Annotated in this window: 9 protein-coding genes; 1 reads left to right on the top strand and 8 read right to left on the bottom strand. The window is 35.2% G+C overall.

Annotation, left to right across the window (positions count from 1 at the left end; all coding sequences use genetic code 11):
* Positions 1–24 precede the first annotated feature (24 nt).
* On the top strand, positions 25–693 hold the full coding sequence (locus tag B0A66_RS13405; protein WP_089050354.1) for a response regulator: 669 nt from the start codon (positions 25–27) through the stop codon (positions 691–693).
* A 93-nt stretch (positions 694–786) separates the two neighbouring features.
* Here the strand turns inward: B0A66_RS13405 and B0A66_RS13400 are convergent, their stop codons facing one another.
* The 8 genes from B0A66_RS13400 to B0A66_RS13365 form a co-directional block, all read right to left on the bottom strand.
* On the bottom strand, positions 787–2739 hold the full coding sequence (locus B0A66_RS13400) for an alpha/beta fold hydrolase (protein WP_089050353.1): 1953 nt from the start codon (positions 2737–2739) through the stop codon (positions 787–789).
* An 11-nt stretch (positions 2740–2750) separates the two neighbouring features.
* Positions 2751–3431 (bottom strand): 4'-phosphopantetheinyl transferase family protein, encoded by a 681-nt coding sequence (locus B0A66_RS13395; protein WP_244283482.1) that lies wholly within the window; start codon positions 3429–3431, stop codon positions 2751–2753.
* Positions 3415–7872 (bottom strand): non-ribosomal peptide synthetase, encoded by a 4458-nt coding sequence (locus B0A66_RS13390; RefSeq protein ID WP_089050352.1) that lies wholly within the window; start codon positions 7870–7872, stop codon positions 3415–3417. The genes B0A66_RS13395 and B0A66_RS13390 overlap by 17 nt, the downstream gene beginning before the upstream one ends.
* Before the next feature lie 15 nt (positions 7873–7887).
* The gene (locus B0A66_RS13385; RefSeq protein WP_089050351.1) at positions 7888–9528 is read right to left on the bottom strand and encodes a cyclic peptide export ABC transporter; all 1641 of its coding nucleotides are present in this window, start codon (positions 9526–9528) and stop codon (positions 7888–7890) included.
* Between the two features lie 7 nt (positions 9529–9535).
* Positions 9536–10288, bottom strand: a complete 753-nt coding sequence (locus B0A66_RS13380; RefSeq protein ID WP_244283481.1) for a thioesterase II family protein — start codon at positions 10286–10288, stop codon at positions 9536–9538.
* Between the two features lie 33 nt (positions 10289–10321).
* Complete coding sequence (locus B0A66_RS13375) at positions 10322–10741, bottom strand: nuclear transport factor 2 family protein (RefSeq protein WP_089050350.1); 420 nt, start codon at positions 10739–10741, stop codon at positions 10322–10324.
* A 50-nt stretch (positions 10742–10791) separates the two neighbouring features.
* Positions 10792–12594 (bottom strand): outer membrane beta-barrel family protein, encoded by a 1803-nt coding sequence (locus B0A66_RS13370; RefSeq protein WP_089050349.1) that lies wholly within the window; start codon positions 12592–12594, stop codon positions 10792–10794.
* Between the two features lie 202 nt (positions 12595–12796).
* Positions 12797–26068 carry a non-ribosomal peptide synthetase gene (locus B0A66_RS13365; RefSeq protein ID WP_089050348.1) on the bottom strand — a complete coding sequence of 4424 codons (13272 nt, stop codon included), beginning with the start codon at positions 26066–26068 and terminating at the stop codon, positions 12797–12799.
* Positions 26069–26220: the final 152 nt, after the last annotated feature.

Here is a 26220-nt window from a genome sequence, read left to right as displayed (position 1 = left end):
TTGGTTCAAATTGAATTTTAATTTATGAGTTTAAACATTTTTATCGTTGATGATCATCCTATGACTGTTGACAGTTACATTAATTTATTATCATATAATGGGCTTAAAGAACAGGATTTGCATTTTATCAAAAGTTATAATGGTGAAGAAGCATTCAATAAAATAGAACTTTACGAAAAACAAAAAACTTCAATACATTTTGCTTTATTAGATATCAGCATTCCGCCTTATAAAGCTCAGAATATCAATAATGGGGTTGATTTAGCTATACTTCTTAGAAAAAAATTTCCTTCCTGCAAAGTAGTTCTTCTTACTATGCATAGCGAACCTTTGACTGTTGACAAGATCATTAAAGAAATAAAACCGGAAGGATTTATTGCAAAAAGCGATATAAACTTCGAACTATTTCCGGTAATCTGTCAAAAAATTCTAAATGGTGAATTTTTTAAAAGCCAGACTATAAAAGATTCTCAAAGAGAATTGTTCAAAAAAAATATCAATTGGGACAATCATGATAGTCAAATTTTAATATTATTATCAGAAGGTGTCAAAACTGTTAATCTTCCCAATTACATTCCGCTTTCTATGAGCGCCATCGAAAAACGTAAAGCCAATATCAAAGACCAAATCCTCGATACCAAAGGCGGTGATAAAGACCTGATTGATAAAGCGAGGAAACTCGGACTTTTATAATGGTGAATTTTGAATGGTGAATTGTAAATGTTGAATCGTTGATTTGTTTAATCGATAATTCGTTTAACTTCTATAACTCACCATTTACCATTCTCAAAAAAATCCCCAATACAGGAAATATACATTTATCAGTACAAAAGAAAACAGGATCGTTGAGATTACGCCTCCGTTTGAAACCGATTTAATTCTTAGTGCAAAATAAAGTACTGAGAATATGGTTAAGGCAACAAATATCCATTGTATAACGAATAAATAATCGAAGGTATGCGACAAGCCAAAAGCTAATATGTAAAAATTGTCTTGTACTGTGCTTAATAATGCCATAACAAATCCAACAATGGCAAACAAACCTAAGATCGAGGTTATTACAATTAAACCTTTCATCAGTTTATTTTGTTTTACATCTTTTTTATTTCTGATTAATGTATAAACAAAATTGAAAATTGCAACAATCAGAATTAACATTGCAATAATAAAAGGAGCAAAAAACAGCCAATTCAGCTCTCCTACACTATTCGCAAAATTGGAAACTCCACCGTTAATTTTTACATTCGTAACAAAACTGACTTTTTGATCGGCATCGAGTTTTTTAGTACTTGGCTTTTGAGTTGGATTCTTAAGAAAATCAGCCACAATTTCAAATCCTTCTATTGAAAAGCTTGGTCCGTGTCCTGAAACGGGAGCACTTACTAAATAGGCTTTTTTGAAAATATCAGTGGTTTTTGTTCCGTTTTCTGTTGGTGTAACAGGATCATATTTTCCTGAGAGCACTAAAACTGGTGCACTTAACGAAGCCAGATTCGATAAATCACTTGGTGTCGTTGCTGTTGCGGTAATTCCCTGATTCCATTTATCACATACCAAAAAATCAGATTTATAAAAAGACAATCCGCCTTTTAGTTTATTGTTTTTCTGAGCATCTTTATTGAAAGCTTCAAACGAATTATACGGCAAAGCTTCGTCGCAAATTGTACAATAAAACAATCCATAATCTAAACTTAAAGCTCCTGAGAAAGCCGCCACCAAAGAACTCAGCGTATTTTTGTTTTCTTTATTGAATTCTGTAATTAGTAAAGGAATTACCTGAATTAGTTCTTTTCTGTAAAGAGATTGCTGAATGCAAACCTTAAAATCTTCTGTGTTATAGGTAAATTCACCCGTAGGAATTATTTTTTTATCTACCTTAACCGTAATTGGTTTTTTATCTAATTTATCTATTATTTCATAATATGCTTTTTCAAGATTTGGGTATTGTTCATTGCAATTAGGATCATTTTTACAGGCATCAAAAACTTTTTCTAAACTGCTTATGTAATTTGTAGTGTTTTGATTATAATATGATTTTGAAATATCCGGAATCGAAGAATCTAAAATTAATGTTTTAACATCTTGCGGAAAATCATTAGCATATACCTGAGCTGTGTAGGTACCGTATGAAACACTGTAAACATTCCAATTTTCATATTGCAACGCTTTTTTTAAGGCATTCAAATCTTTAGCAATCGATTTGCTGTTGTATGCTTTGAGGTCGATATCTCTTTTTACCAAATCTTGCTTACAATCCATTGCAGCGAGTACTTTTTGCTGTTCGTCTTCGCTCTTGCTTTGATTTTTGGATAGAATTTCTAAAAACTTTGTTCCTAATTCAGGACAAAATTTAGGGAAAGAAAATCCAACTCCGCGTAAGTCAACCAAAACAATATCACTTTGCTCTCGAATTGGGTTTTGCAGCCATGTCCAGATGCCGCGAATTTCTCCGGCTCCAGGTCCGCCTTCTACAAAAAGAACTGGATTTGAACTCCCTTTTTTTGAAGTGCTTTTTAGAATCGCAACAGCCAGTTTAATGGTTTTTCCCTGAGGTTTGTCCCAGTTTTCCGGAACAGTCAGGTACTTCCATTCGATATTGTCGTCATTTATCATTTTTTCATCAGGAAAAAACGATGCAGTTTTTTCAAGCTTAACATTTGCTGTCTGAGCATGCAAGCAAGTGGTGAACAGACTTAGAAATAAAAAAAATCCGGTTAGTTTTTTTAGGTTGTATTTCATTTTGGTTTTAATTAAAGTATTTCGTTATGGTTAAATTCTTTTATTGTTATACTGCTGTTATTCGTTTTTAAGGCGAGGTAACATTTGTATTTTTCATTAATATTGAGCTGTTGCAAATAATATTCTTCATTATGAATTGTGGTTGTATTGTCCACAATTTCAAATGAGGTTAGCGGAATTGATAATCCATGACCGTGTGTTTTTATAACCGCTTCTTTTTGAGCCCAATACTCAAAAAAAGAATGATTTGCATTAGCTGCTAAAGCAATCTTTTGCCACTCGTTTTCAGTAAGCTGTGATCTGAAATCGGCTATTTTAATGTCGGATACAATTTCAATATCAATTCCTATTTCTTGTTCATCACTTAAGGCGCAAACTACTATTTCTCCTGAGTGCGAGATATTAAACTGAATTTTATCATTATCAAAATAAGGCTTGTTGTATTCGGTATGCTTAATTATTTTGGTATGAGGATTCTGTTTATAAATTTCTTCTACTCCTTTGTACAATAATATTCGTCCTAAAAGCGATAATTGTGCATCTTCCCATCGTCTAAAGCGTTTAATTTTCTCCTGATAATCAACTGGAAACTTATGCAAATACTGTTTCAACAGCTTCTCATGATTTTCATAGGATAAATACGCAAAATAGATGTGAACTAAAGCTTCCGGTTTTCTAGAAATTGAATTCAAAGTCGAATGCTGTATTTTTTTCAAATCCTAAACTGGCATCAATTCCCCCTACTTCTATCGATGGATTGCTTATTGCCTGCTCTAAAATTTTGCTGAATTTTTGTGTAATAATTTCTATCGTGTTTTCATCAAATAAATCAGCATTGTAATCTACAATTGCTTTTAGTTTATGATCGCTTTCAAAAAAGTTAAACACAACCGACAATCTACTGTACTTGTTATCAATAGGATAAGTCGTTAATTTAAAGCCTTTTAAATCTTCAATATCTCCAAATGAAAACTCAGGATTCTGATACACTAACAGTACATCAAAAACGGATTTTGAAAATGTCGTAAGCGGAACATCCTGATATTCATTTACTTCTAATAAATTATCTTGCGTATTTTTTAACAACGTTACAAAAGTTTGCTCAGGTTCAATTTTAGTTCGTAGCACCATTGTTTTAGCAAACATTCCGATTTGATTGTTCAATTCCGGAATTGTTCTGCCTGAATTTACCGTTCCGATGCAAATATCATTATGGTTGGAGAATTTGTAAATCAAGACATTCAGCGCTGCCATTAAAATGGTATATAAGGTGACTTGCTCTTTTAGTGCTGTTTCTTTTAATGCTAAAGTATCTTCTGTTGTTAATTCAAAAAGAAACTTACCCCCATTTTGATGATCGTTTGCACTACTGGAATCGTGATCAAAAGAAGGTTCAGGACGATAATCTTCAAGATAATTTTCCCAAAACAACTCGTTTTTAACCGCTTGCTCTTCTGCAATTCTATTGAACCATTCGGAGTAATCTTTGAACTGAAACTGCAAATGATCTTCGGTACTTATTGCTAGATTCTCGCTGCTATTGTAATTTTGAATAAATGCTTCAATAAAGATTTCCAGAGACAAACCATCCATAACTATGTGATGCGTAGCAAAAAGCAATACAAATTGATCGTTTTCTAATTGAAGTACATTTACTCTAAGCAATACAGCTGTTTCCAGATCGAATGCTGTATTTAGTAACTGTTCTATTTTTTGATCAATATTTTCGCTTTTGACCTGATCAATAGCTATGTTAAATTGAATAGCATCAATCGGATTGATTTTTTGAAACGGAAGTCCGTCGATTTCTATAAAATTCGTTCTTAGAATTTCATACTTACTGATAATCTTCTTTATTGCGTCTTCAATTCCTTGTACATTAAGAGTTCCTGTAACATGGTAGGCAGCAGACATATTATAGGCAATCGATCCTTTTTCTTGTTGCGATGCCAGCCAGATGTTGTACTGTGAAGGTGTTACGTTATAAAAACTTTTAGTTTCGGCTGTCGTTAATGCCATTGCCTGATCCTGTTTAAGATCCTGCAAATGATTTGCTAATGTCTCAATTGTAGGATAGTCGAAAATAGTTTTTAAGCTAATGGTAAATGAAAGCTCTTTACTCACTAATCCGATTAGTTTTACCGCATTCAGAGAATGTCCGCCCAAAGCGAAAAAATTATCGTTTACACTAATAGATTCTTTGGTATGCAGGACTTGTTTCCAATAATAGGCAAGCTTTTTTTCTAAATCAGATGTTGGTGCTGTAAAATCGGCTTCACTTATATTTTGCTGAATATCCAGTTGCAACAAGGCTTTTCTGTCTACTTTTTGATTCGGCGTAAGCGGAAATTTTTCTAAGGTAATAATGCTATGCGGAATCATATAATACGGAAGATTCGCCTTCAATATCGTATTGATTTTTTGTTCTTCGGGATTGTTATCATTTTTAAGAATAAACGCTACCAAAAAAGCTTCTTGCTGATTTCCTTTTTTAGCCAGTACAACAGCATTTTCAATACCCTCGATCTGATTTAATTGCGTTTCGATATCACCAAGTTCAATTCGATATCCTCTAATTTTTACCTGATTGTCATTTCTTCCTAAAAATTCTATTTCACCTTCACTGTTCCATTTCCCAACATCGCCCGTTTCATATAGTAAACTTGCATTGCTAAACGGATTTGCAATAAACTTTTCTTTGCTTAGTTCTTCATTTTTATAATATCCTTTTGCCAATCCGTCTCCAGCGATGTAAATGGCTCCTGTAGTTCCAATTGGTTTAGGATTCAGAAATTGATCTAAAATATAAAACTGCGTGTTGTTTATGGGTTTACCAATGTTTGATGCTTGATTTGGCTGTTCTATTTTCTTTTGGCTTGACCAGATGGTCGTTTCGGTTGGTCCGTACATATTCCAGATTTCTAAACAATTGTCTACCAGTTTTTCTGCCAGCGTTTCGCTTAGCAAATCGCCTCCACACAGTACTTTCAATCGTTTGTCTCCTTGCCAGTCTGCATGAAACAACATTTGATAAAAACTTGGCGTTGCCTGAATAACGGTAGGCTGCACTTCTTTTAGTTTTTCTATGACCAAATACGGATCTGAAAGTACTTCGTGATTCGCCATATACAAAGTAGCGCCTGCAATCAAGGGTGTAAAGAATTCTAAAATTGAAATATCAAATGAATAGGTTGTAACAGAAAAGAACAAATCTTTTGCGCTTACTCCCGGCTCAATCTGAATACTGGTCAGGAAATTAAGCAACGATTGATGCCCAATTTCAACTCCTTTAGGATTTCCTGTTGATCCCGATGTATAAATTATATAAGCGGTATTGTTTGGAGAAACGGGTTTTCCCGAAGCACCTTTGAAACTGTCTAGAATTTCAAAAATACTTTCTGCCGATATTACAACTTCATCATTCGCAGTGTTTAAGCTGTATTCTTTTTCATTAATCAATAGCTTACTTTGACTGTTCCCGATAATGTAATTGAGCCTTTCTTCAGGAAATGTGGGATCCAGCGGAATATAAGGTCTGCCCGATTTTAGTATTCCTAATAAAATGACCACCATGTTGGCAGATCGTTCTAATAATACGGCAATGGGAGATTTGTCTTTCTTACCATGAGAAGCGATCAAATATTCTGCTATTTGATTGGATACTTTGTTAAGCTCCGCATAAGAATACGAACGTAAATCATCACACAAAGCTTCTTTTCCCGGGAATTGCTCCACTTGTTGATGAAACAAATCCAAAAAGGTTTTATCTTTAGGGTAAGCGGTTTCAGTATCATTGAATCCTACCAAAATTTGATTGTTTTCTTCTGCTGTTAAGTAAGTAAACTCTTTTAGTTTTTTATCAGGATGTGCTAAAACGTGTTTCAATAGATTCTGAAAATGACTTACTACTTGTTTGATTTCTAAATCATTGAAGTAGTTTACATTGTAATCAAAATCAATTTTCACGTCTTCCTGCTCGTCAAACTCACGTATGTAAATTGCCAAAGCAACACGTTCCGATTCATGTGTTAGCGGAATAACTCGTGTTTGTGTATGGGCAAAATTGGTTGCGTAATTTTGCTTTTCGTAGGAAAGTGTGATGTTAAATATCTTTTCTTTTTCCTTAAAAGCCTGAAGTTCCTGAATCAGTTTCCCCAAAGGAAAGCGTTGATGACGGTAGTCCTGTCGCAACTGATTTTTTATCTGAAGGACTAAATCTTCGAAAGTTGCCTCAAAATCAAGTGGAATCCTCAAAGGTGAAACGCCCATAAAAAGACCTACCGTTTTTTTGTAAATCGCTTTACTTCTGTTTAATACCGGCAAACCTATCGCAAAATCATTGTTCTGGTGTTTTCTACCAAAATAGGTGTACAAAACCGCCAGAATCAAATGAAAGGAAGATGATTTGTACGCTGCCGCCAATTGATTTAATTCATTGTATAGTTCTCTTTTGATGATGAGTTCTTTGCGGGAACTTTTATTGACTTGATTTATATTTTTTATACTTGCTGATTCTTTTTCTAATAAAGCTTCCGGCAATGCTGCAAACTTTTCAACCCAATACGCTTTGTCTTCGGCAAAAGATACTGAGTTTTGGTAATCAAAATCATCTTCGGCAAAATCCTTATAACTAAACGGATATGCTGTTTTAACCTCACCAAATTCCAAAATCTCGTTGTAATTCTGTACCAGTCTTTGAAACATCAATGAAGTTCCCCAACCATCGGTTATGATGTGATGGTATACTGAAAACAAGTAATGGAAACTGTCGCTTACTTTTACCAATGTAAAAACATGCAGCAGTTTTTCATCAAACAAATCAAAAGGCTTTGTAAACTCCTTTCGCATATAAACAGCGGCTTGTTCTGCGGCATTATCAGCTGTAGAAAAGTCAACCCAGCCTAATTCAGACTGGTGCTCTTCTATTACTTTCATGCTAACATCTTCCTGATTTTTCAGCAAAATACTTCTATAGGTATCGTGCTGGTCAATCAGTTTTTTATATGCTTCCTTAAATACCGCGACATTTATGGCTCCTTTGATTTCGATCTTAGCGCCAATATTGTAAATTGGATCATTTGGAAACAGTAATTGTTCGAAATAAACATCTTGTTGAGAAAGTGTAAGTTTCATGCTAAAATGATGTTTTTAATTGTTAGTAATTTCTTTATGCCATAAACTTTCGGCATGCAGGATTTCGCCGTTTACTTTAAAATCATTTACTATTTCGCCATAATCGAATTTTAGAATTCGGTCTGCATATCTAAAATAAGCATCATCGTGTGTTACTGCAATAATGGTTTTGCCTTGTTGTTTTAACTTTGGCAATAAGTTTTCGTAAAAATACTTTCTGAAATGAGGATCCTGATCTGCCGCCCATTCATCTAAAACTAAAATTGGTTTGTCTTCTAAGAGTGCAAAAATCAAAGACATTCTCTTGCTTTGTCCTTTAGAAAAAGGTCGTCTTGCAGAATCTTCTTTGTCATCCAGAATCACCTTGTCCAATTCCATTATGCGTAACAATTCCTGATATTCTTTGTTGTTCTCCAGCGCATAATTATCATAGTTCTGAGAAAAGATATGATTGTCTGTAAAAACTGCAGAAATCAGATGTTGTACAGTACTATTGCTCTTATCATTTACTACAACTGTTCCTTCTGAAGGCTGATACAAACCTGTCAGGATGTTGATAAAAGTACTTTTTCCACTTCCGTTTCCACCAATTATAAAAATAGTTTCTCCTTTTTCAATAGAAAGATTTACAGGACCTAAAGCAAAAGACTTTTCGCTACTCTCATTTTCATAAGCAAAGGCAATATCTTTAAAAATCAATGAATTAAATACTTCTGATGTTGTGTTATCAATTACAGCAACTTCTTCAATGGCATCAAAATCTTTTAGAAAGTCTTTTATTCTGGTATTAGCTACAGCTAATCTTGTATAAATATTCTGCATGTTGATCAGGTTATTGATAGGTCCTGAAATGAATAACAGAATAACTACATACGAAATGACATCTGCTCTATCAAGCAAGCCTATTACCGGTAATAAAAACAATACAACACCAATTACTAAATACAATCCGTATTGGCTTATCAAATTGATCGATAAAAAAACATAATTGATTTTGAAATCCAAAACTTTAGCATCTTCTCTGTTAGGAGACAGGTGTTTTTTCATCAAATTTTCTCTTCTTTGTCTGCTTAGTTTAAATCCTTTAAATCCTTTTATCACATCATCTACATACTCGTAATAAAACTCATTGTACTTTCTCAGAATTTCTACTTTACTTGTCATCGTACTGATCACAAGGAAATAGGTAACGGCAATAACTACAATCAATGCAATAACGGTTAAAGCTCCTGAAACCGACAGTGTAAACAAATACGCCATGCAAAGCAACAGCATAAGTAAGGAGTTTATAGAATGTGTGACTACCTCGGGAAAAGTGGCGAACATTCTTAAATCTTCGATTACGGTGTAGAAACGCTGTGATCCTAGCTTTTCGAGCGTAATTAAGGGCGTTTTTAATATTTTGTCGAATATCTTTTTTTCATTTTCATACAATATCTCAAAAGAGTGCTCATTGATTTTCTTTTGGAAAATAATGTTGAGCAAATACGTATAAATTACTACCGATACGAATACGATACCCATGTAATCTGTCAAAAAACCTTCTGTTCCTGATATCACATTGTTCATGATATAAATAATTCCGAAACTTAGAACGGTATTGGGAATAGCGTAGAGCAAAAGGTAAAGGGCTTGTGAAAATTTTAGCTTTAGCATAGTCGTTTTAGTAGGTTAATTGTTTTTTAAATTCGTTTGCAAAAATATTTGCCAGTTCTGCTGCATTGTTATGGATGAAAAAATGATTTCCAGTCAATATCTGATGCGTAAATCTTGTATGCGTATACTTATTCCAATTCTCAATTTGATCAAAATTCTCTTCGTTAGTTCCCATCAAGGCGCAGATAGCGGTTTTTACTTTTTGATGCTCTTCTGAAAAAGGATCTTTCTCGAGACATTCAAAATCGGCTCTGATAATCGGTGAAAAATAATTGAAGAGTTCCTCGTTTTCAATAACTTCTGTTGGAATTCCGCCTAATTCTAAGAGCTCTTCTTTAAATCGTGCATCATTCAATTCGTGATACAAAAAATCTTTAGTGCTCTTAATGCCTGGTCCTGCGTTTCCAGAAACAATAAGCAATTCAGGAGCATCTTCTGCTGTTTCTAATTTTGCAGCCACAGAGAGCCCTAAAATGGCTCCCATGCTGTGACCGTAAATAATATAAGGCTCGCCGTTTCGTAAGGCTTTTATTTGATTGTAATAATCGTCTATCGCTTCACTTTTATTCTTTATGAGCGCTTCCCTATGTCTTTTTCCTCTCCCCGGTAATTCGAGTGGAATAAAATCGACATTGGGCATCTCTTTTTTAAGAAATTCAAATGAATATCGGTTCCCTCCTGCAAAGTGAAGTAAAAACAACTGGTATTTGGTTTGGTTATTCATGGTTAGCCTTGTTTTTATTCCGTTCTGTTTGTTCATTCAGTACTTGGTTGAGTACTTGTTTTACTCCGCTTATTTCACTTCGGCTCTGCCGTAAATTTTATCTACAATGTACCATTGATCTTTTAGCTTCAATAAATTAAAGTAATCTGTAATCACTACTTCCGGTGTTCTGATTTCAGATTTTACCGCTGCCGTATTTCCTGTTATATCGATGGCAAGAACTTTTCCTTCTACACCTTTTGCTTTAGGATGTGGCTGAAACCTGCTCAAATAGGTTTTTCTGTCTGTTACTACAATTTGGTCGTCTACAATATTTTTTAGCTTACAAGTAGCATGTATTACTTTTCCCAGCTTAATTGTGTCTCCAGTTTGCCAGCCATCAAGATAGGATTGCATTGCTTTTTCGATAAGGGCTTTTTCCTGACTTTGTGCGTTGATACTTGAAAATAAAGCAATAAGTACTACTAATAATGTTGTTCTAGTTCTCATTTTAAATTGGTTTTATGTATTAATAAATAGTTTAAATTTTTATACGGTTTCTATCTGTAGTAATCGTTTATGTTTTGTGATGTTCTTTCGGAGTACTCTAATTTTTTATTACCAAACTTGTAGGATATAGCGATTTTAAAAGATCTTGGGTCCCAATAATTTCTAAATTTCTGGTGCACATTATCAACCGTAGAAACCGCATACTCATTCAGAGATCTCAGGGCGTCAGTTGCGCTAAGATTAATCGTTAAATTTTGTTTAGGTAATAAGATCTTCATTCCTAAATCCAGAGCATAGCGCTCCTCATACAAAAACTCTGCATCGTTGGTTTTAGATTTGTACCAGAAATTCAAATTCGCTGATATTGTTTTGGATTTGTTTAGATTAAACTGATTGTTGAGCATTCCGTACCATCCCCAAATCCAATTATCATTAATCTCAGGAATAAGCGATTCGTTGGTTTTATAAAAACCCTGTAGCTGAGCGCTGGATTCCATAAAATCAAGAACCGTAAAACTGGCATTTGCAGTAAGCTGATAAGTACTTATATCAAAATAATTACGGATCTTATGACGTATGACATAATCGGTATCAAAAGTTGCCAGTCCACCAGTATTGTCCTTTATCTTTGTATACGCAAAACCGACATTGTATTTTGATTTGAAAGTATAGACCAAATTCAAAATATCTACGAATGATGGTTTTACAAGTGGGCTTCCCTGATAAGTTTCATAAGCATTATAAACTCCCAAAGCCGGACTTAAAAACCTGAAAGGAGGTCTGTTGATGCTTTTTTCATAACCTAAAGCCAAATTATTCTGCTCGCTAAAGCTGTATTTAACATTCGCAGAAGGAAACAGGTTGTTAAACTTACTGTCGTAATTTTGCTTTGCTACATCCAGAACGGAGCTTTTTATGATGGTATTTTCAAATTTCAATCCTGCCTGAAGCTCCCACTTCCCTACTGTTTTTTTGAAATCCGTAAAAACAGATTGTCTGTTTTCATTGTAGTCAAAAAGCGGTGAAAATGCTAAATCCAGAATATAATCGGCATCGAACTTTTGAGCTAAAGTTGTGTGAGCATCTACATCGATAAACGCCCATTTACCCCCAATAGTAAAATCAAACCATTTGGTAGGCGTACTAAATAACACGTTTGCTGTGTACACATCAAAATCAAAAGTACCATTATTGAATACGTCATAATTACGATTTGGAACCGCTGCTCCCGTTGCATCGTAATCCTGCCCGTACGTGTATTGGTAATAGGATCCTGCTTTTTGCACCCAATCTGCTTCGGCAGTAAAATATTTATTTGGCGTTTCGAAATCATGTCGCAATAAAGCATTAACTGCGTTTCGGTTATAATCGGAGTCGGATCTTCTGTTTCCTGCATAATTTCCAGTATATACATTTGAATAATTGTACATTCTGATATCATCTGTAGAACTCAATACGTCACGATTCCTATCATTAATGGTATATACATTAATTTTTGTCCTATCCGAAATCTGATACTGAACATCAACGAAAGAGTTCAGCAAATTAGAATCTAAATAGCTTTTTTTTCTCCCCACAAACAGCCTGTCAGCGTAATACGTATCTCTGTCATTTTCCCAAAAGCTTTCTTCATAATTGTAAGCCAGATTGGCGTTAATCTTCCACTTTTTATAATCGTATACGATATTTACATTGTTGTTGTAACTTGAATATCTACTTTGCTGTCTATAACTTGAATTTAAAGTAACACTATAGCGATCCTCTGTAGTATTCTGCAAAGAATCTGCTGTATTTATCTGCGAAAAACTCACAAATGGCACTAGGAGTAATAGGTATATGAAAATGCTTCTCATTATTTTTTTGTTTAATCGTTTATTTGTTGAAACCGTTTATTTGTTGGAATCGTTTATTTGTTAAATCGTGGAATCGGTTAATCGTTTGTTGTTGGATCGTTTATTTGTTTAATCGTTGAAGGCATTAATTGTTAAATCAGTTAAAATTTTCAAGTCACAACTAACATTTTCAATTCACAATTCACAATTCACAACTCACATTTCACAATCCAGAACTCATTAAATCTTTCAATTTTTCAATCTTTAAATTAGTATTCAACATCTTATTCAACACTTTCTTATTGTATTTTAGGTTATCGTCTTTTAGCATTTGATAGTGCTCTCCTTGTCCTTCCGTGTAGATAACATTTTCAAAGAATTCTTCCCATCTTTCGTGTGGAGCATCGCTTACTTTAACGAGTTCAAGGTTTACGTTTAGTTTTTGTTTGTATTCTACGGTTTTTAAATAGTTGATGTAACTCATTAGTTTTTCTTCGGCTTTTATTAATATTTCCTTCATATAGTCTTCGGTTTTTTCATCGGGATCTTGTATGGCAAAAAGAAAATCATCGTTGATTGTTTCCTTGTCGATAACAATAGAATCAAACATGATTATTCTGGATACTTTTCTATTCAATTTAGTAGTCAGCTGATTGGCAACTTCATAAGATAAAATTCCTCCTGCTGACCAGCCAAACAAAACGATATCGCCCTTTGGCTGCATTTCGTTAATTCTATTCGCGTAATATGTTGCCGGACTATTTTCGTTTTCTATGAAATTGAAGGCAATAAATTTCCAGTCGTCATTGTTGTGGAATAAATCTCTGTACCCATTTCCAAAACCTGATATTGGAGGAAATGCAAAAAGTACATTCTCCGATTTATTGTTGCCAAACTCAAAGTAATCCTTGTTTAGCGTAGCGTTTACGTGGTATTTTACCAATTCTGCAATACTGTTGTAATGAAATAAGGAATCCAGCGGATAATTGATTGAAAACTCTTTATTGATTCTGGTTGTCACATTGATTGCCGAAATACTGTGTCCGCCCAGCTCAAAGAAGTTATCTGTAATTCCTACCTGATCTACACACAGAACTTCTTGCCAGATTTCTGCCATTCTTTGCTCCGTTTTATCTCTCGGCGCTACATATTCATTGTGAATGGTATCTTCTCCTGAAATGCCTGGTAAAGCTTTTCGGTCTATTTTTCCGTTTGGTGTTAATGGCAAGCTTTCTAAGGCAACATAGAAGGTTGGCACCATGTATTCCGGTAGTTTGCTTTGAAGATAAGCTCTGATTTCGCTTTTACTGATTTCATTCTCAGAAGCAAAATAAGCAACTAACAACTTTTCACCTTTTACTTCCTTAGGCTCTACCACCACTTGTTTGATCTGCTCAGAGAACTGTAAAAGTCGGGCTTCTATCTCTCCTAATTCGATTCTGAATCCTCTTATTTTTACCTGATGATCTTTTCTCCCTAAAAATTCAATTGTTCCATCCGGTAACCAGCGACCTAGATCACCTGTATCGTACATGATACCGTTTGATTGAAACGGATTAGTAACAAATTTCTCCGCTGTTAATTCCGGTTTATTTAAATATCCTCTTGCAACGCCATCTCCTGCAACATAAATTTTACCAAATACACCACGCGAAACGACTTGCAGTTGTGCATCTAAAATATATACCTGACTGTTTGTAATTGGTTTTCCAATTGGAATTGATGGATATTCTTTTTGTTTGATTTTAAAGTACGTGCTGTACGTCGTATCTTCTGAAGGTCCGTATAAATTGTACACTTCTATCTGATCGACTGGTAATCTTTGAATTATATTTGGAGCAATTGGTTCTCCTGCCATATTTAGAATTCCCACTGAATCAAAAGAAACATTATCATCTAAAAGTTGACTTACCACAGATGGAACGGTATTGATTAAGGTATTTTTATCTTTTTCAATGTGATTTTTAAGTTCTAATCCGTTCTTTAAAATCTTAATTTTCTTGCCTATTGAAAGCGTGTAAAAGATCTCAAAAACTGACAAATCAAAGCAATACGACGTTACGGCATAAACAGTATCAAACCTTGTGGAGTCAAACTCTGCCTGCGACCAATGAATTAATGCTACAGCGTTGCTATGTTCAATCATGACACCTTTTGGATTTCCTGTTGTTCCCGAAGTGTAAATGATATACGCTAAATCATTCGCAGAATTGATTTTCTTTAAATTCGTTGTATCGTATTGATTTTGAGCAGCGTAAAATTGTTCTAAAACCTGCTGATCGATAACAATTTTAGCATTACTGTCTTTCTCGATGTATTCGATTCTTTCTTGTGGATACGCCAAATCAATTGGCACATACGCCGCTCCTGATTTTAAAATCCCAAGCAAAGTCACAATCATGTTCTCGCTTCGCTCTAACTTGATTCCGATTAAATCATCGGTTTTTATAGCATGATTGGCGCGTAAATAATGTCCTAACTGATTGGCTTTTTCATTTAATTCCTGATATGTAAGTGTTGTCTCTTCAAAAAGAACGGCGATATTGTTTGGTGTTTTCGCAACCTGTTCTTCGAACAAATCGATCATTGTTTTATCCTTTGGATATTGGGCTTGTGTGTTGTTAAGACCTTCTATTATTCCTGTTTTCTCTCCAATAGTTAAATAATCTAAGACATCTTTGGATTGCGTTGGATCACTGATTATCTGATCATACACATTTTCAAGATGCTCAAATATACTTTCTGTAAATTCAGCATCGTAGATATCCGTATTGTAAGTGATATTCAGTAGTAATTGTTCTGCTTCCACGAAAGTGAAACTCAAATCAAACTTTGCTGTATTGTTTTCAAAATCAAAACCTTCTACCTGCAATCCTGCTAAATTCGTGTCATTGTTTACATTATTCAGCTGTGCCTGGTTTTGAAGCACGACCATGACATCAAACAAAGCAGAACGGCTTAAATCTCTTTTTAGATTTAAATTCCCAACCAATTCATCAAATGGATAATTCTGATGTTGATACGCATTGAGAAGGGTTTCTTTTTCTTTGTTTAAAAGCGTTAAAAAATTGTCACTTTCTTCGAATTTTGTTCTAATAACCAGTGTGTTAAGATACAATCCGATTTGGTTTTCCAAATCCGGATGCTCTCTTCCTGCGATTGGTGTTCCGATGATAATATCGTCCTGACCTGCATATTTGCTCAATAAAACTTTGATTCCTGTCATCAAAGTCATAAACAAAGTCAGATCGTGATTTTTAGAGAAAGTCTTTACTTTTTCTAAAAATTCACTAGAAAACTGATATGCTGTGTCTGCACCGTTGTAAGTCTGCACCAAAGGTCGTTTCTTGAAAGTTGGCAGTTCCAGTGCAGGCAATTCTCCTGAAAACTGATTCAGCCAATACATTTTTGACTTTTGGTATTTTTCCTGCTGAATCGCCTCGTTCATCCAAACTGCATAATCTTTGTAATGAATGTTCAATTTTGGTAAAGCAGCTTCATTACCTTCGATTATGGCATTGTAGATTTTTACAATTTCTGAAACTAAAAGCTCCATCGACCAGCCATCGCCAATAATATGGTGAATGTTCAAGTAAAAAACATATTCGTTTTCCTTCAATTTGATCAAAGAAGCTCGTACTAAAGGCGCTTGTTCGAGATTAAAAACGATGTTATTTTGTTCCTGTAAATAGTCTAAAACGGCTTGTTTCTGTCCTGTTTTATTAGTAAAATCTTTCTCTTTTACTTTGAAAATAATAGAGTCCGAAGCTGTTATGTATTGACGAATTTGTTCGTTTTCGTCGTTTTTAAAGCTTGTTCGTAAGATTTCGTGTCTTTGTATCAGGTGTTTGAAACTTTCTTCAAATTTTTGAGTATTTAATTTCCCTTTCAATTTTATAGCCGATGGCATATTGTACGCCAAAGAACTGCCTTCCAACTGACTCAAAATCCAGAATCGGTATTGAGATGGTGTCAAAGGATAGCTTTCCATGCCAATTGCTTGTGGAATCGCTACATATTCATTTTGATTTAAAACTGTAAAAAGCGATTCAATTGTTGGATTTGCAAAGAAATCTTTGAATGAGATCGTATGATTTAATTGTTTGCTGAATCGGTTAATGACCTGCGCTACAAGCAAACTATGTCCGCCCAAATCAAAGAAATTGTCTGTTATTCCCACTTGCTCCACACCTAAAACTTCCTGCCAAATAGCTGCAATTTGCTGCTCAGTTTCATTTCTTGGTGCTGTATATTCTTTTCTAATCGTATCTTCTCCTGAAATGCCTGGTAAAGCTTTTCGGTCTATTTTTCCATTTGGAGTTAATGGCAAACTTTCTAAGTCAACATAGAATGTTGGCACCATGTATTCCGGCAGTTTACTTTGAAGATAAGTTCTGATTTCACTTTTACTAAGTTCATTTTCAGAAGCAAAATAAGCGACTAATAACTTTTCTCCTTTAACTTCCTTAGGCTCCACCACGACTTGCTTGATCTGCTCAGAAAATTGTAAAAGCCTTGCTTCGATCTCGCCTAATTCGATTCTAAACCCTCTGATTTTTACCTGATGGTCTTTTCGTCCTAAAAATTCTATTGTTCCATCTGGCAACCAACGACCTAAATCGCCTGTGTCGTACATGATCTTACCAGATTTAAATGGATTGGCAACAAATTTCTCTGCTGTTAATTCGGGTTTGTTCAAATATCCTCTGGCTACTCCGTCACCTGCAACATAGATTTTACCGAATACACCACGCGAAACGACTTGCAGCTGCGCATCTAAAATATATACCTGACTGTTCGTAATCGGTTTCCCAATTGGAATTGATGGATATTCTTTTTGCGTGATTTTAAAGTAGGTGCTGTACGTCGTATCTTCTGAAGGTCCATACAAATTGTACACTTCTATCTTATCAACCGGTAATCTTTGAATGATGTTTGGCGCAATTGGTTCTCCTGCCATATTCAGAATTCCTACTGAATCAAAAGACACATTATCATCTAAAAGCTGACTCACCACAGACGGAACGGTGTTGATTAAAGTGTTTTTATCTTCTTCAATGTGATTTTTAAGTTCCAGACCGTTCTTTAAAATCTTGATTTTCTTGCCTATCGAAAGGGTATAAAAGATCTCAAAAACTGACAAATCAAAGCAATATGATGTTACCGCATAAACAGTATCGAACCTTGTGGTGTCAAACTCTGCTTGCGACCAATGAATTAATGCAACAGCGTTGCTATGTTCGATCATTACCCCTTTTGGATTTCCTGTCGTTCCAGATGTGTAAATGATATACGCCAAATCATTCGGTGAATTGATCTTCGTTAAATTCGTTGTATCGTATTGCTCACGAACTTTAAAAAAAGATTCCAAAACCTGCTGATCGATAACAATTTTGGCATTACTGTCTTTCTCGATGTATTCGATTCTTTCCTGTGGATAGGCTAAATCAATTGGCACATAAGCTGCACCTGATTTCAAGATTCCAAGCAAAGTCGCAATCATATTCTCGCTTCGCTCCAGCTTAATTCCAATTAAATCATCAGTTTTTATAGCATGATTCGATCGCAAATAATGTCCTAACTGATTGGCTTTTTTGTTTAATTCCTTATATGTAAGTGTATTTTCTTCAAAAAGAACGGCAATATTGTTTGGTGTTTTCTCTACTTGTTCTTCGAACAAATCGATCATCGATTTATCCTTTGGATATTCGGCTTTGGTTTTATTAAATTCCAATAACAATTGCAATTCTTCAGCAATCGTTAAGTAGTCTAATGTTTCAATAGCCAATGTAGGATCATCCAACACTTCATTAAATACATTTTCCAAGTGGTTGAATATAGAAGCCACAAAAACAGCATCATACACATCCGGATTAAAGTCGATATTAAGCATTAAAGCTTCTGTTTCTACAAAAGTAAAACTAATATCTAATTTGGATGTTTTGTCCTCAAATTCAAACGGTTCTACTTGTAAACCTGTCAAACTTGTAGTGTTGTCAATATTGTTTAACTGTGCCTGATTTTGAAGCACGAGCATGACATCAAACAAAGCAGAACGGCTTAAATCGCGTTTCAAATTTAAACTTCCTACTAATTCATCAAAAGGATAAATCTGATGTTGATACGCATTCAAAAGTGTTTCTTTTTCTTTGCTTAAAACAGTGAGAAAGTCGTCTCCTTCTTCAAATTTTGTTCTAATAGCCAACGTGTTAAGATACAATCCGATTTGGTTTTCCAGATCCGGATGCTCTCTTCCTGCTATAGGCGTTCCAATGATAATATCGTTTTGCCCTGTGTAGCGTTGCAATAATGTTTTTATACCCGCCATTAGTGTCATAAACAAGGTAACGTCCTGCGCTTTAGAGAATGCTTTTAGTTTTTCTAAAAATACGCCAGAGAATTCACGGGACTGATTTTCACCATTATAAGTTTGAACCAACGGTCGTTTCTTGAAGCTAGGAAGCTCTAAAACAGGCATTTCTCCTGAAAATTGATTCAGCCAATATGCTTTTGACTTTTGGTATTTTTCCTGCTGAATCGCCTCATTCATCCAGACTGCATAATCTTTGTAATGAATTTTTAGAGGTTGTAAATCAGCATCATTTTCTTCAATTACAGCGTTATAGGTTTTTACAATTTCGGAAACCAAAAGCTCCATCGACCAGCCATCGCCAATGATGTGGTGGATGTTCAGGTAAAAAACATGTTCGTTTTCATTAAGTTTTATCAAAGAAGCACGCAACAAAGGTGCTTGTTCCAAATCAAACGTAATGCTGTTTTGTTGTTCCAGATACTGTAAAACAGCCTCTTTCTGCTGCTCCTGATTGGTAAAATCTTTTTGAGTTACTTCAAAGTTTATTTCATTTGAAGGTGTAATGTATTGGCGAATTTGCCCTTTTTCGTTGTTTTTAAAGCTTGTTCTTAAGATTTCGTGTCTCTGTGTCAAAAGTCTTAAAATCTCTTCAAATTTGCGCGTATTTAAAGCTCCCTTCAGTTTTATAGCTGCTGGCATGTTGTATGCCAAAGAACTGCCTTCCAACTGATTCAAAATCCAGAATCGGTATTGAGAAGGTGTCAAAGGATAACTTTCCATCGCAACTGCTTGCGGGATAGCCATATACTCATCCTGATTTAAAGCTGTAAAAAGCGATTCGATTGTTGGATTTGCAAAGAAATCTTTGAATGAGATCGTTTGATTCAATTGTTTACTGAATCGGTTAATGACCTGTGCGACAAGCAAACTATGTCCGCCCAAATCAAAGAAATTATCTGTAATACCCACTTGATCTACGCCTAAAACTTCCTGCCAAATAGCCGCAATTTGCTGTTCTGTCTCGTTTCTTGGTGCTATATATTCTTTTCGAATCGTATCTTCTCCTGAAATGCCAGGCAAAGCTTTTCGGTCTATTTTTCCATTTGGAGTCAATGGTAAACTTTCTAAAGCAACATAGAAGATTGGTACCATGTATTCCGGTAGTTTGCTTTGCAGATAAGCTCTGATTTCGCTTTTACTAAGTTCATTATCAGAAGCAAAATAAGCGACTAACAGCTTTTCTCCTTTAACTTCTTTAGGCTCTACCACTACTTGCTTGATCTGCTCAGAAAATTGTAAAAGCCTTGCTTCTATCTCGCCTAATTCGATTCTAAACCCTCTGATTTTTACCTGATGGTCTTTTCGTCCTAAAAACTCAATTGTTCCATCTGGCAACCAACGACCTAAATCGCCTGTATCGTACATGATACCGTTGGATTGAAACGGATTAGCAACAAATTTCTCCGCTGTTAATTCCGGTTTGTTTAAATATCCTCTGGCTACACCATCTCCTGCAACATAAATTTTACCAAATACGCCACGTGAAACGACTTGCAATTGATTATCAAGAATATACACCTGACTGTTCGTAATCGGTTTACCAATTGGGATTGATGGATATTCTTTTTGTGTGATCTTAAAGTATGTGCTATAAGTCGTGTCTTCTGAAGGTCCGTACAAGTTGTACACTTCGATCTGATCGACCGGTAAACGTTGAATGATATTGGGCGCGATTGGTTCACCAGCCATGTTCAAAATACCAACAGCATCAAAAGAAACATTATCATCTAAAAGTTGACTTACCACAGATGGAACGGTATTAATCAACGTATTTTTATCTTTTCCGATATGATTTTTAAGTTCCAGACCGTTCTTTAAAATCTTGATTTTCTTGCCTATAGAAAGCGTATAAAAGATCTCAAAAACCGACAAATCAAAACAATACGATGTTACCGCATAAACAGTATCAAACCTTGTGGCGTCAAATTCTGCCTGCGACCAGTGAATTAATGCAACAGCGTTGCTATGTTCGATCATTACCCCTTTTGGATTCCCTGTTGTTCCCGAAGTATAAATGATATAAGCCAAATCATTCACTGAATTAATCTTTTCTAAATTCGTTGTATCGTATTGATTTTGAACAGCGTAAAATTGTTCTAAGACCTGCTGATCGATAACAATTTTAGCATTACTGTCTTTCTCGATGTATTCAATTCTTTCCTGCGGATATGCTAAATCAATTGGCACATAAGCGGCTCCTGATTTCAAGATTCCAAGCAAAGTCACAATCATATTCTCGCTTCGCTCTAATTTGATACCGATTAAATCATCGGTTTTTATAGCGTGATTCGCTCTTAAATAATGCCCTAACTGATTGGCTTTTTCATTTAGTTGCTGATATGTCAGTGTTGTTTCTTCAAAAAGAACGGCGATGTTGTTTGGTGTTTTCGCTACTTGTTCTTCGAACAAATCGATTATGGTTTTATCCTTTGGATATTCAGCGTGAGTGTTGTTAAGACCTTCAATTATCCTTGTTTTCTCCGCAATAGTCAAATAATCTATGGAGTCTTTGGATTGCGCTGGATTGCTGATTATCTGATCGTAAACATTTTCAAGGTGCTCAAATATACTTTCTACAAATTCAGCATCGTAGATATCCGTATTGTAGGTGATATTCAGCATCAATTGTTCTGCTTCCACGAAAGTGAAATTCAAATCAAACTTTGCTGTATTGTTTTCAAAATCAAAACCTTCTACCTGCAATCCGGCTAAATTGGTGTCATTTGTCACATTATTCAGCTGTGCCTGATTTTGAAGCACTACCATAACATCAAACAAGGCAGAACGGCTTAAATCTCTCTTTAAATTTAAATTCCCAACCAACTCATCAAAAGGATAATTCTGGTGCTGATACGCATTGAGAAGCGTTTCTTTTTCCTTGTTTAAAAGCATTGAGAAATTGTCGCCTTCTTCAAATGTTGTTCTAATAGCCAATGTATTCAGATACAATCCGATTTGGTTTTCCAAATCCGGATGCTCTCTTCCAGCGATTGGTGTACCAATGATAATATCGTCCTGACCAGCATATTTGCTCAACAAAACTTTAATTCCTGTCATCAAAGTCATGAACAAAGTCAGATCGTGGTTTTTAGAAAAAGTCTTTATTTTTTCTAAAAACGAAGCCGAAAATGCATGTGCTATATCAGCTCCATTGTACGTTTGTGCTAAAGGTCTTTTTTTGAAAGTTGGCAGTTCCAGCGCAGGCAATTGTCCTGTAAACTGATTTAACCAAAATTCTTTTGATTTTTGGAATTCTTCTTCCTTTGTTTTCTCATTTATCCAGACTGCATAATCCTTGTACTGTATATTTAACCTAGGCAGGTCAACAGCTTGATTTTCAATACCTGCATTGTAAATCTTTACTATCTCATTAACAATCAATTCCATAGACCATCCATCACCAATAATATGGTGCATAGAAAGGAAAAACACATGCTCTTTTTCATTTAATTTTAGCAATGAAGCCCGAATCAAAGGCGCTTTTTCAAGATCAAAAGCGAAGCTATTTTGTTCATTCAAATACTCTAAAACCGCTACTTCCTGATTGCTTACATGGGTAAAATCTTTTTCGCTTACGCTAAAGTTAATTTCCTCTGTTGGAGTTATAAATTGACGCACGTTTCCTGCTGCATCAGATTTAAAACTGGTTCTTAATATTTCGTGTCTTTGAATTAATTGGGTGAAGGTTTCATTGAATTTAACTTTATCCAAATCTCCTTTTAATTTTACAACAGAAGGCATGTTATAGGCTACCGAACCATTTTCTAACTGGCTCATAATCCACAATCTGTATTGTGAACCTGTTAACGGATAACTTTCACTAATAACAGCCTGAGGGATAACCAAATACTCAACCTGACTTAAAACCTTACACAAAGTTTCTATTGTAGGGTTTGCAAAGAAATTTTTAAACGAAACGGTCTGATTTAATTGTTTGTTGATTCTGTTTATGATCTGTGCAACCATTAAACTGTGCCCACCCAATTCAAAGAAATTATCGGTGATCCCTACTCTTTCAATACCAAAAACTTCCTGCCATATCTCGGCTACTTTTTGTTCTGTTGGGTTACGTGGCGCTACATATTCTTTTCGAATACTGTCTTCTCCCGAAATTCCAGGCAAAGCTTTTCGATCGACTTTTCCATTTGGTGTCAATGGCAAACTTTCTAAGGCTACATAAAAAGAAGGTACCATGTATTCCGGTAACTTGCTTTGAAGATAGTTTCTTATTTCGCTTTTATCCAATTCAACCTCAGCGATATAATACGCCACTAATGTTTTTTCTTGATGTAATTCTTTTACCTCAACAACAACTTCTTTTATGTCTGCAGAGAATTGTAAAAGGCTGGTTTCAATTTCTCCCAGTTCGATTCTATATCCTCTAACTTTTACCTGATGATCGTTTCTGCCTAAAAATTCGATCGTTCCATCAGGCAACCAACGTCCTAAATCGCCTGTATCATACATTTTAGTGCCCAATTCAAACGGATTTTCAATGAATTTTTCTGCTGTAAGCTCCGGTTTATTCAGATATCCTCTGGTAACTCCTGCTCCGGAAATGTATATTTTGCCCCAAACATTTACTGGTGTTGGCTGTAACGTATTGGCAAGTATGTAAACCTGTGTATTGCCAATTGGACGACCAATGCTGAAAGGTGCTTTTGAATCGTATAAAAATTCTATCGAAGTAACGGTTGTTTCTGTTGGACCGTATTCGTTATAAAAATCACAAATGGTTTCCCAAGATGCTGCCAGTTTTTCTGAGCACGTATCACCACCGGACACAACACGCTTTAAACTGAATTTATCCGAAGGTTTTAATTTACTTACTACGGAAGGAACGGAATGAAAGTGCGTGATTTTATTTTCAAATATAAAATGCTCTAATGCCGTATCATCCACCAAGACTCTTTTCGGTAAAATATACAAAGCAGCTCCGTTACAAAGGGCTAAAAATATTTGCTCGACAGAAGCATCAAAGGAAAGATTGGAAACCTGCAGAATGCGCTCGGTTTCATCAATTTTAAATTCCTCTGTTTGTGTTTTTATTAAGTTGACCACGTTTCGGTGCTCGACCATTACTCCTTTTGGATTTCCTGTGGTTCCTGAAGTGTAAATGATATACGCCAGATCGTTTAGCTGAATGTTAGTCTCAGGATTTGATGCTGCATATTCGTTGCGAACCTGCTCAAATTGTTCAAAGCTATCGGCATCAATTATAATTTTGCATGCGGCATCTTTTTCTATATACTCAATTCTTTCTTGCGGATATGTAGGATCAATAGGCACATAAGCTGCTCCGGATTTTAGAATTCCTAATAAGGCCACAATCATTTTTTCGCTGCGATCTAATTTTATTCCAACCAAATTGTCTGCTGCAATAGCATAATTCTTTTTTAAATAATGCCCTAATTGATTTGTGATTTCGTTAAGCTCTTTATACGTAAGTTCCGTATCCTCATAAACAACTGCAACTGCATTAGGCGTTTTTAGTGCCTGATCGTTTAATAGATCAACAATTGTTTTGTTTTGAGGGTAATTTAGGTTTGTTGCATTAAAATCGCTTAAAAGCTGTTTTGTTTCATTCGGAGCTAAATAGTCCAATTCTGAAACTGGAATATCCGATTCTTCAATTACATTTTGCAGGATATTACTAAAATGCGTGGCGATGTTCTCTGCAAACTCAAACGTGTAGATTTCAGTATTGAAGGTCAGATTAAAATTTAATTCGCTATTGAACTCATTAAACGTTAATTCCAGATCGAACTTGCTTAGTATTTTTTCTTCAACAGCATAATCCTGAATTTGCAAACCTCCTGTCTGATGTGATTTGGTTTCGAAATTATCTATATTTTGTAACGTTAAAAGGCTTTCAAACAAAGGATTTTTGTTGGGTTCTCTTTTTAAGTTTATGTTTTCTATTAACTCGTCAAATGGGTAAATCTGATGTTCGAATGCTCCCAACGTAACAGTTCTGACCTTAGACAATATTTCGCTAAAACTGTTTTTTTCTTCAAACTGGGTGCGTAGTGCTAAGGTATTTACGTAAAATCCAATCTGATTTTGTAAATCGGCATGTACTCTTCCCGCAATCGGACTTCCAATAATAATATCCGTTTGGCTGGTATATTTGTAAAACAAGATGTTCCATACGCTTACTAATCCCATAAAGAGTGTAGCGTCCTGCGATTGGCATAAACCTGAGAACTTCTTTAGTACCTCAGCCTCAATTTTTGTATTAATTGAATTGCCTTTAGCAGAGTTGTTCAATAACTTCGAATGGCTTACTGGTAAATCTACTCTGGAAACTTCTCCTTCAAATTGTTTTAACCAAAACTTTTTATGCGCCTGATTGTCTTCTTGTGTAATCTGGTTTTGTTGCCATAAAGCGTAATCTTTGTATTGTATCGGCAAAGGTAGTAACGGGTTTTCGTAACCACTCAAAAACACATTGTATAACGTAAACAATTCGTTGACCATGATTTCCATAGACCAGCCATCGCTTACGATATGATGAATTACTAAAACAAAAACAAAATGATCTTCTGCCTTTTCCAGTAAACTTACGCGCACTAAACAATCTTCTGCCAAATCAAACGGACGCTGTATTTCTTTTTCAATAGACTCTTTCAGCATTGCTTCTGGCTGATTGCTGTAATCGATTTGGGCAATCTTAAAATTAAGATCATTCACAGCCACAATTCGTTGTCTGATTTCAGCTGATGGTGTTTCTACAAACACGGTTCTTAAGGATTCATGTCGTTCCAATAAAGCTGCAAATGCTTTTTGGAGTACTTCGGTATTCAAATCACCTTTAAATTCTAATACTCTGGAAATATTGTAAGCAGCACTCTGATCTTCATGCTGACAGATGAGCCAAAGTCTTTTTTGTGCTGACGATATGGTATAGTTTTCCTGCTGTTCTATGACAGGTATGCTGATATGATTACTGTTGGCACTTTGAGAACGCTCGATAAAATCAATTATACTTTCTTTCTTTAGTTTGATCTCTTCAAGCAGTTCCTTGGTCATTACACCTTTTGGAGCCTTTATATCTAGCTTTCCGTCATACAAAGCAAGCTTGATATGTAGTGAATTTAGTTTTTTTAGTAATACTTGCATATTTAGTTAGTGGTTAATCTGGCAGTCCGCAATGCTTACCTGGTCTGTTTTTGGTTTAGTTTTTTAGCTGGCTAATCTTTTTATGGATTAACTATTGTTTTTTTATTCTTTTAAATTCTGGCTCTACAATATCGGCCGATCCTATGGATCTT

Origin of the sequence: Flavobacterium hercynium, assembly GCF_002217285.1 — a bacterium.
Lineage (GTDB): Bacteria > Bacteroidota > Bacteroidia > Flavobacteriales > Flavobacteriaceae > Flavobacterium > Flavobacterium hercynium.
The sequence above is the reverse complement of the archived record's forward strand: the minus strand, read 5'-3'. Positions and strand labels throughout refer to the sequence as shown.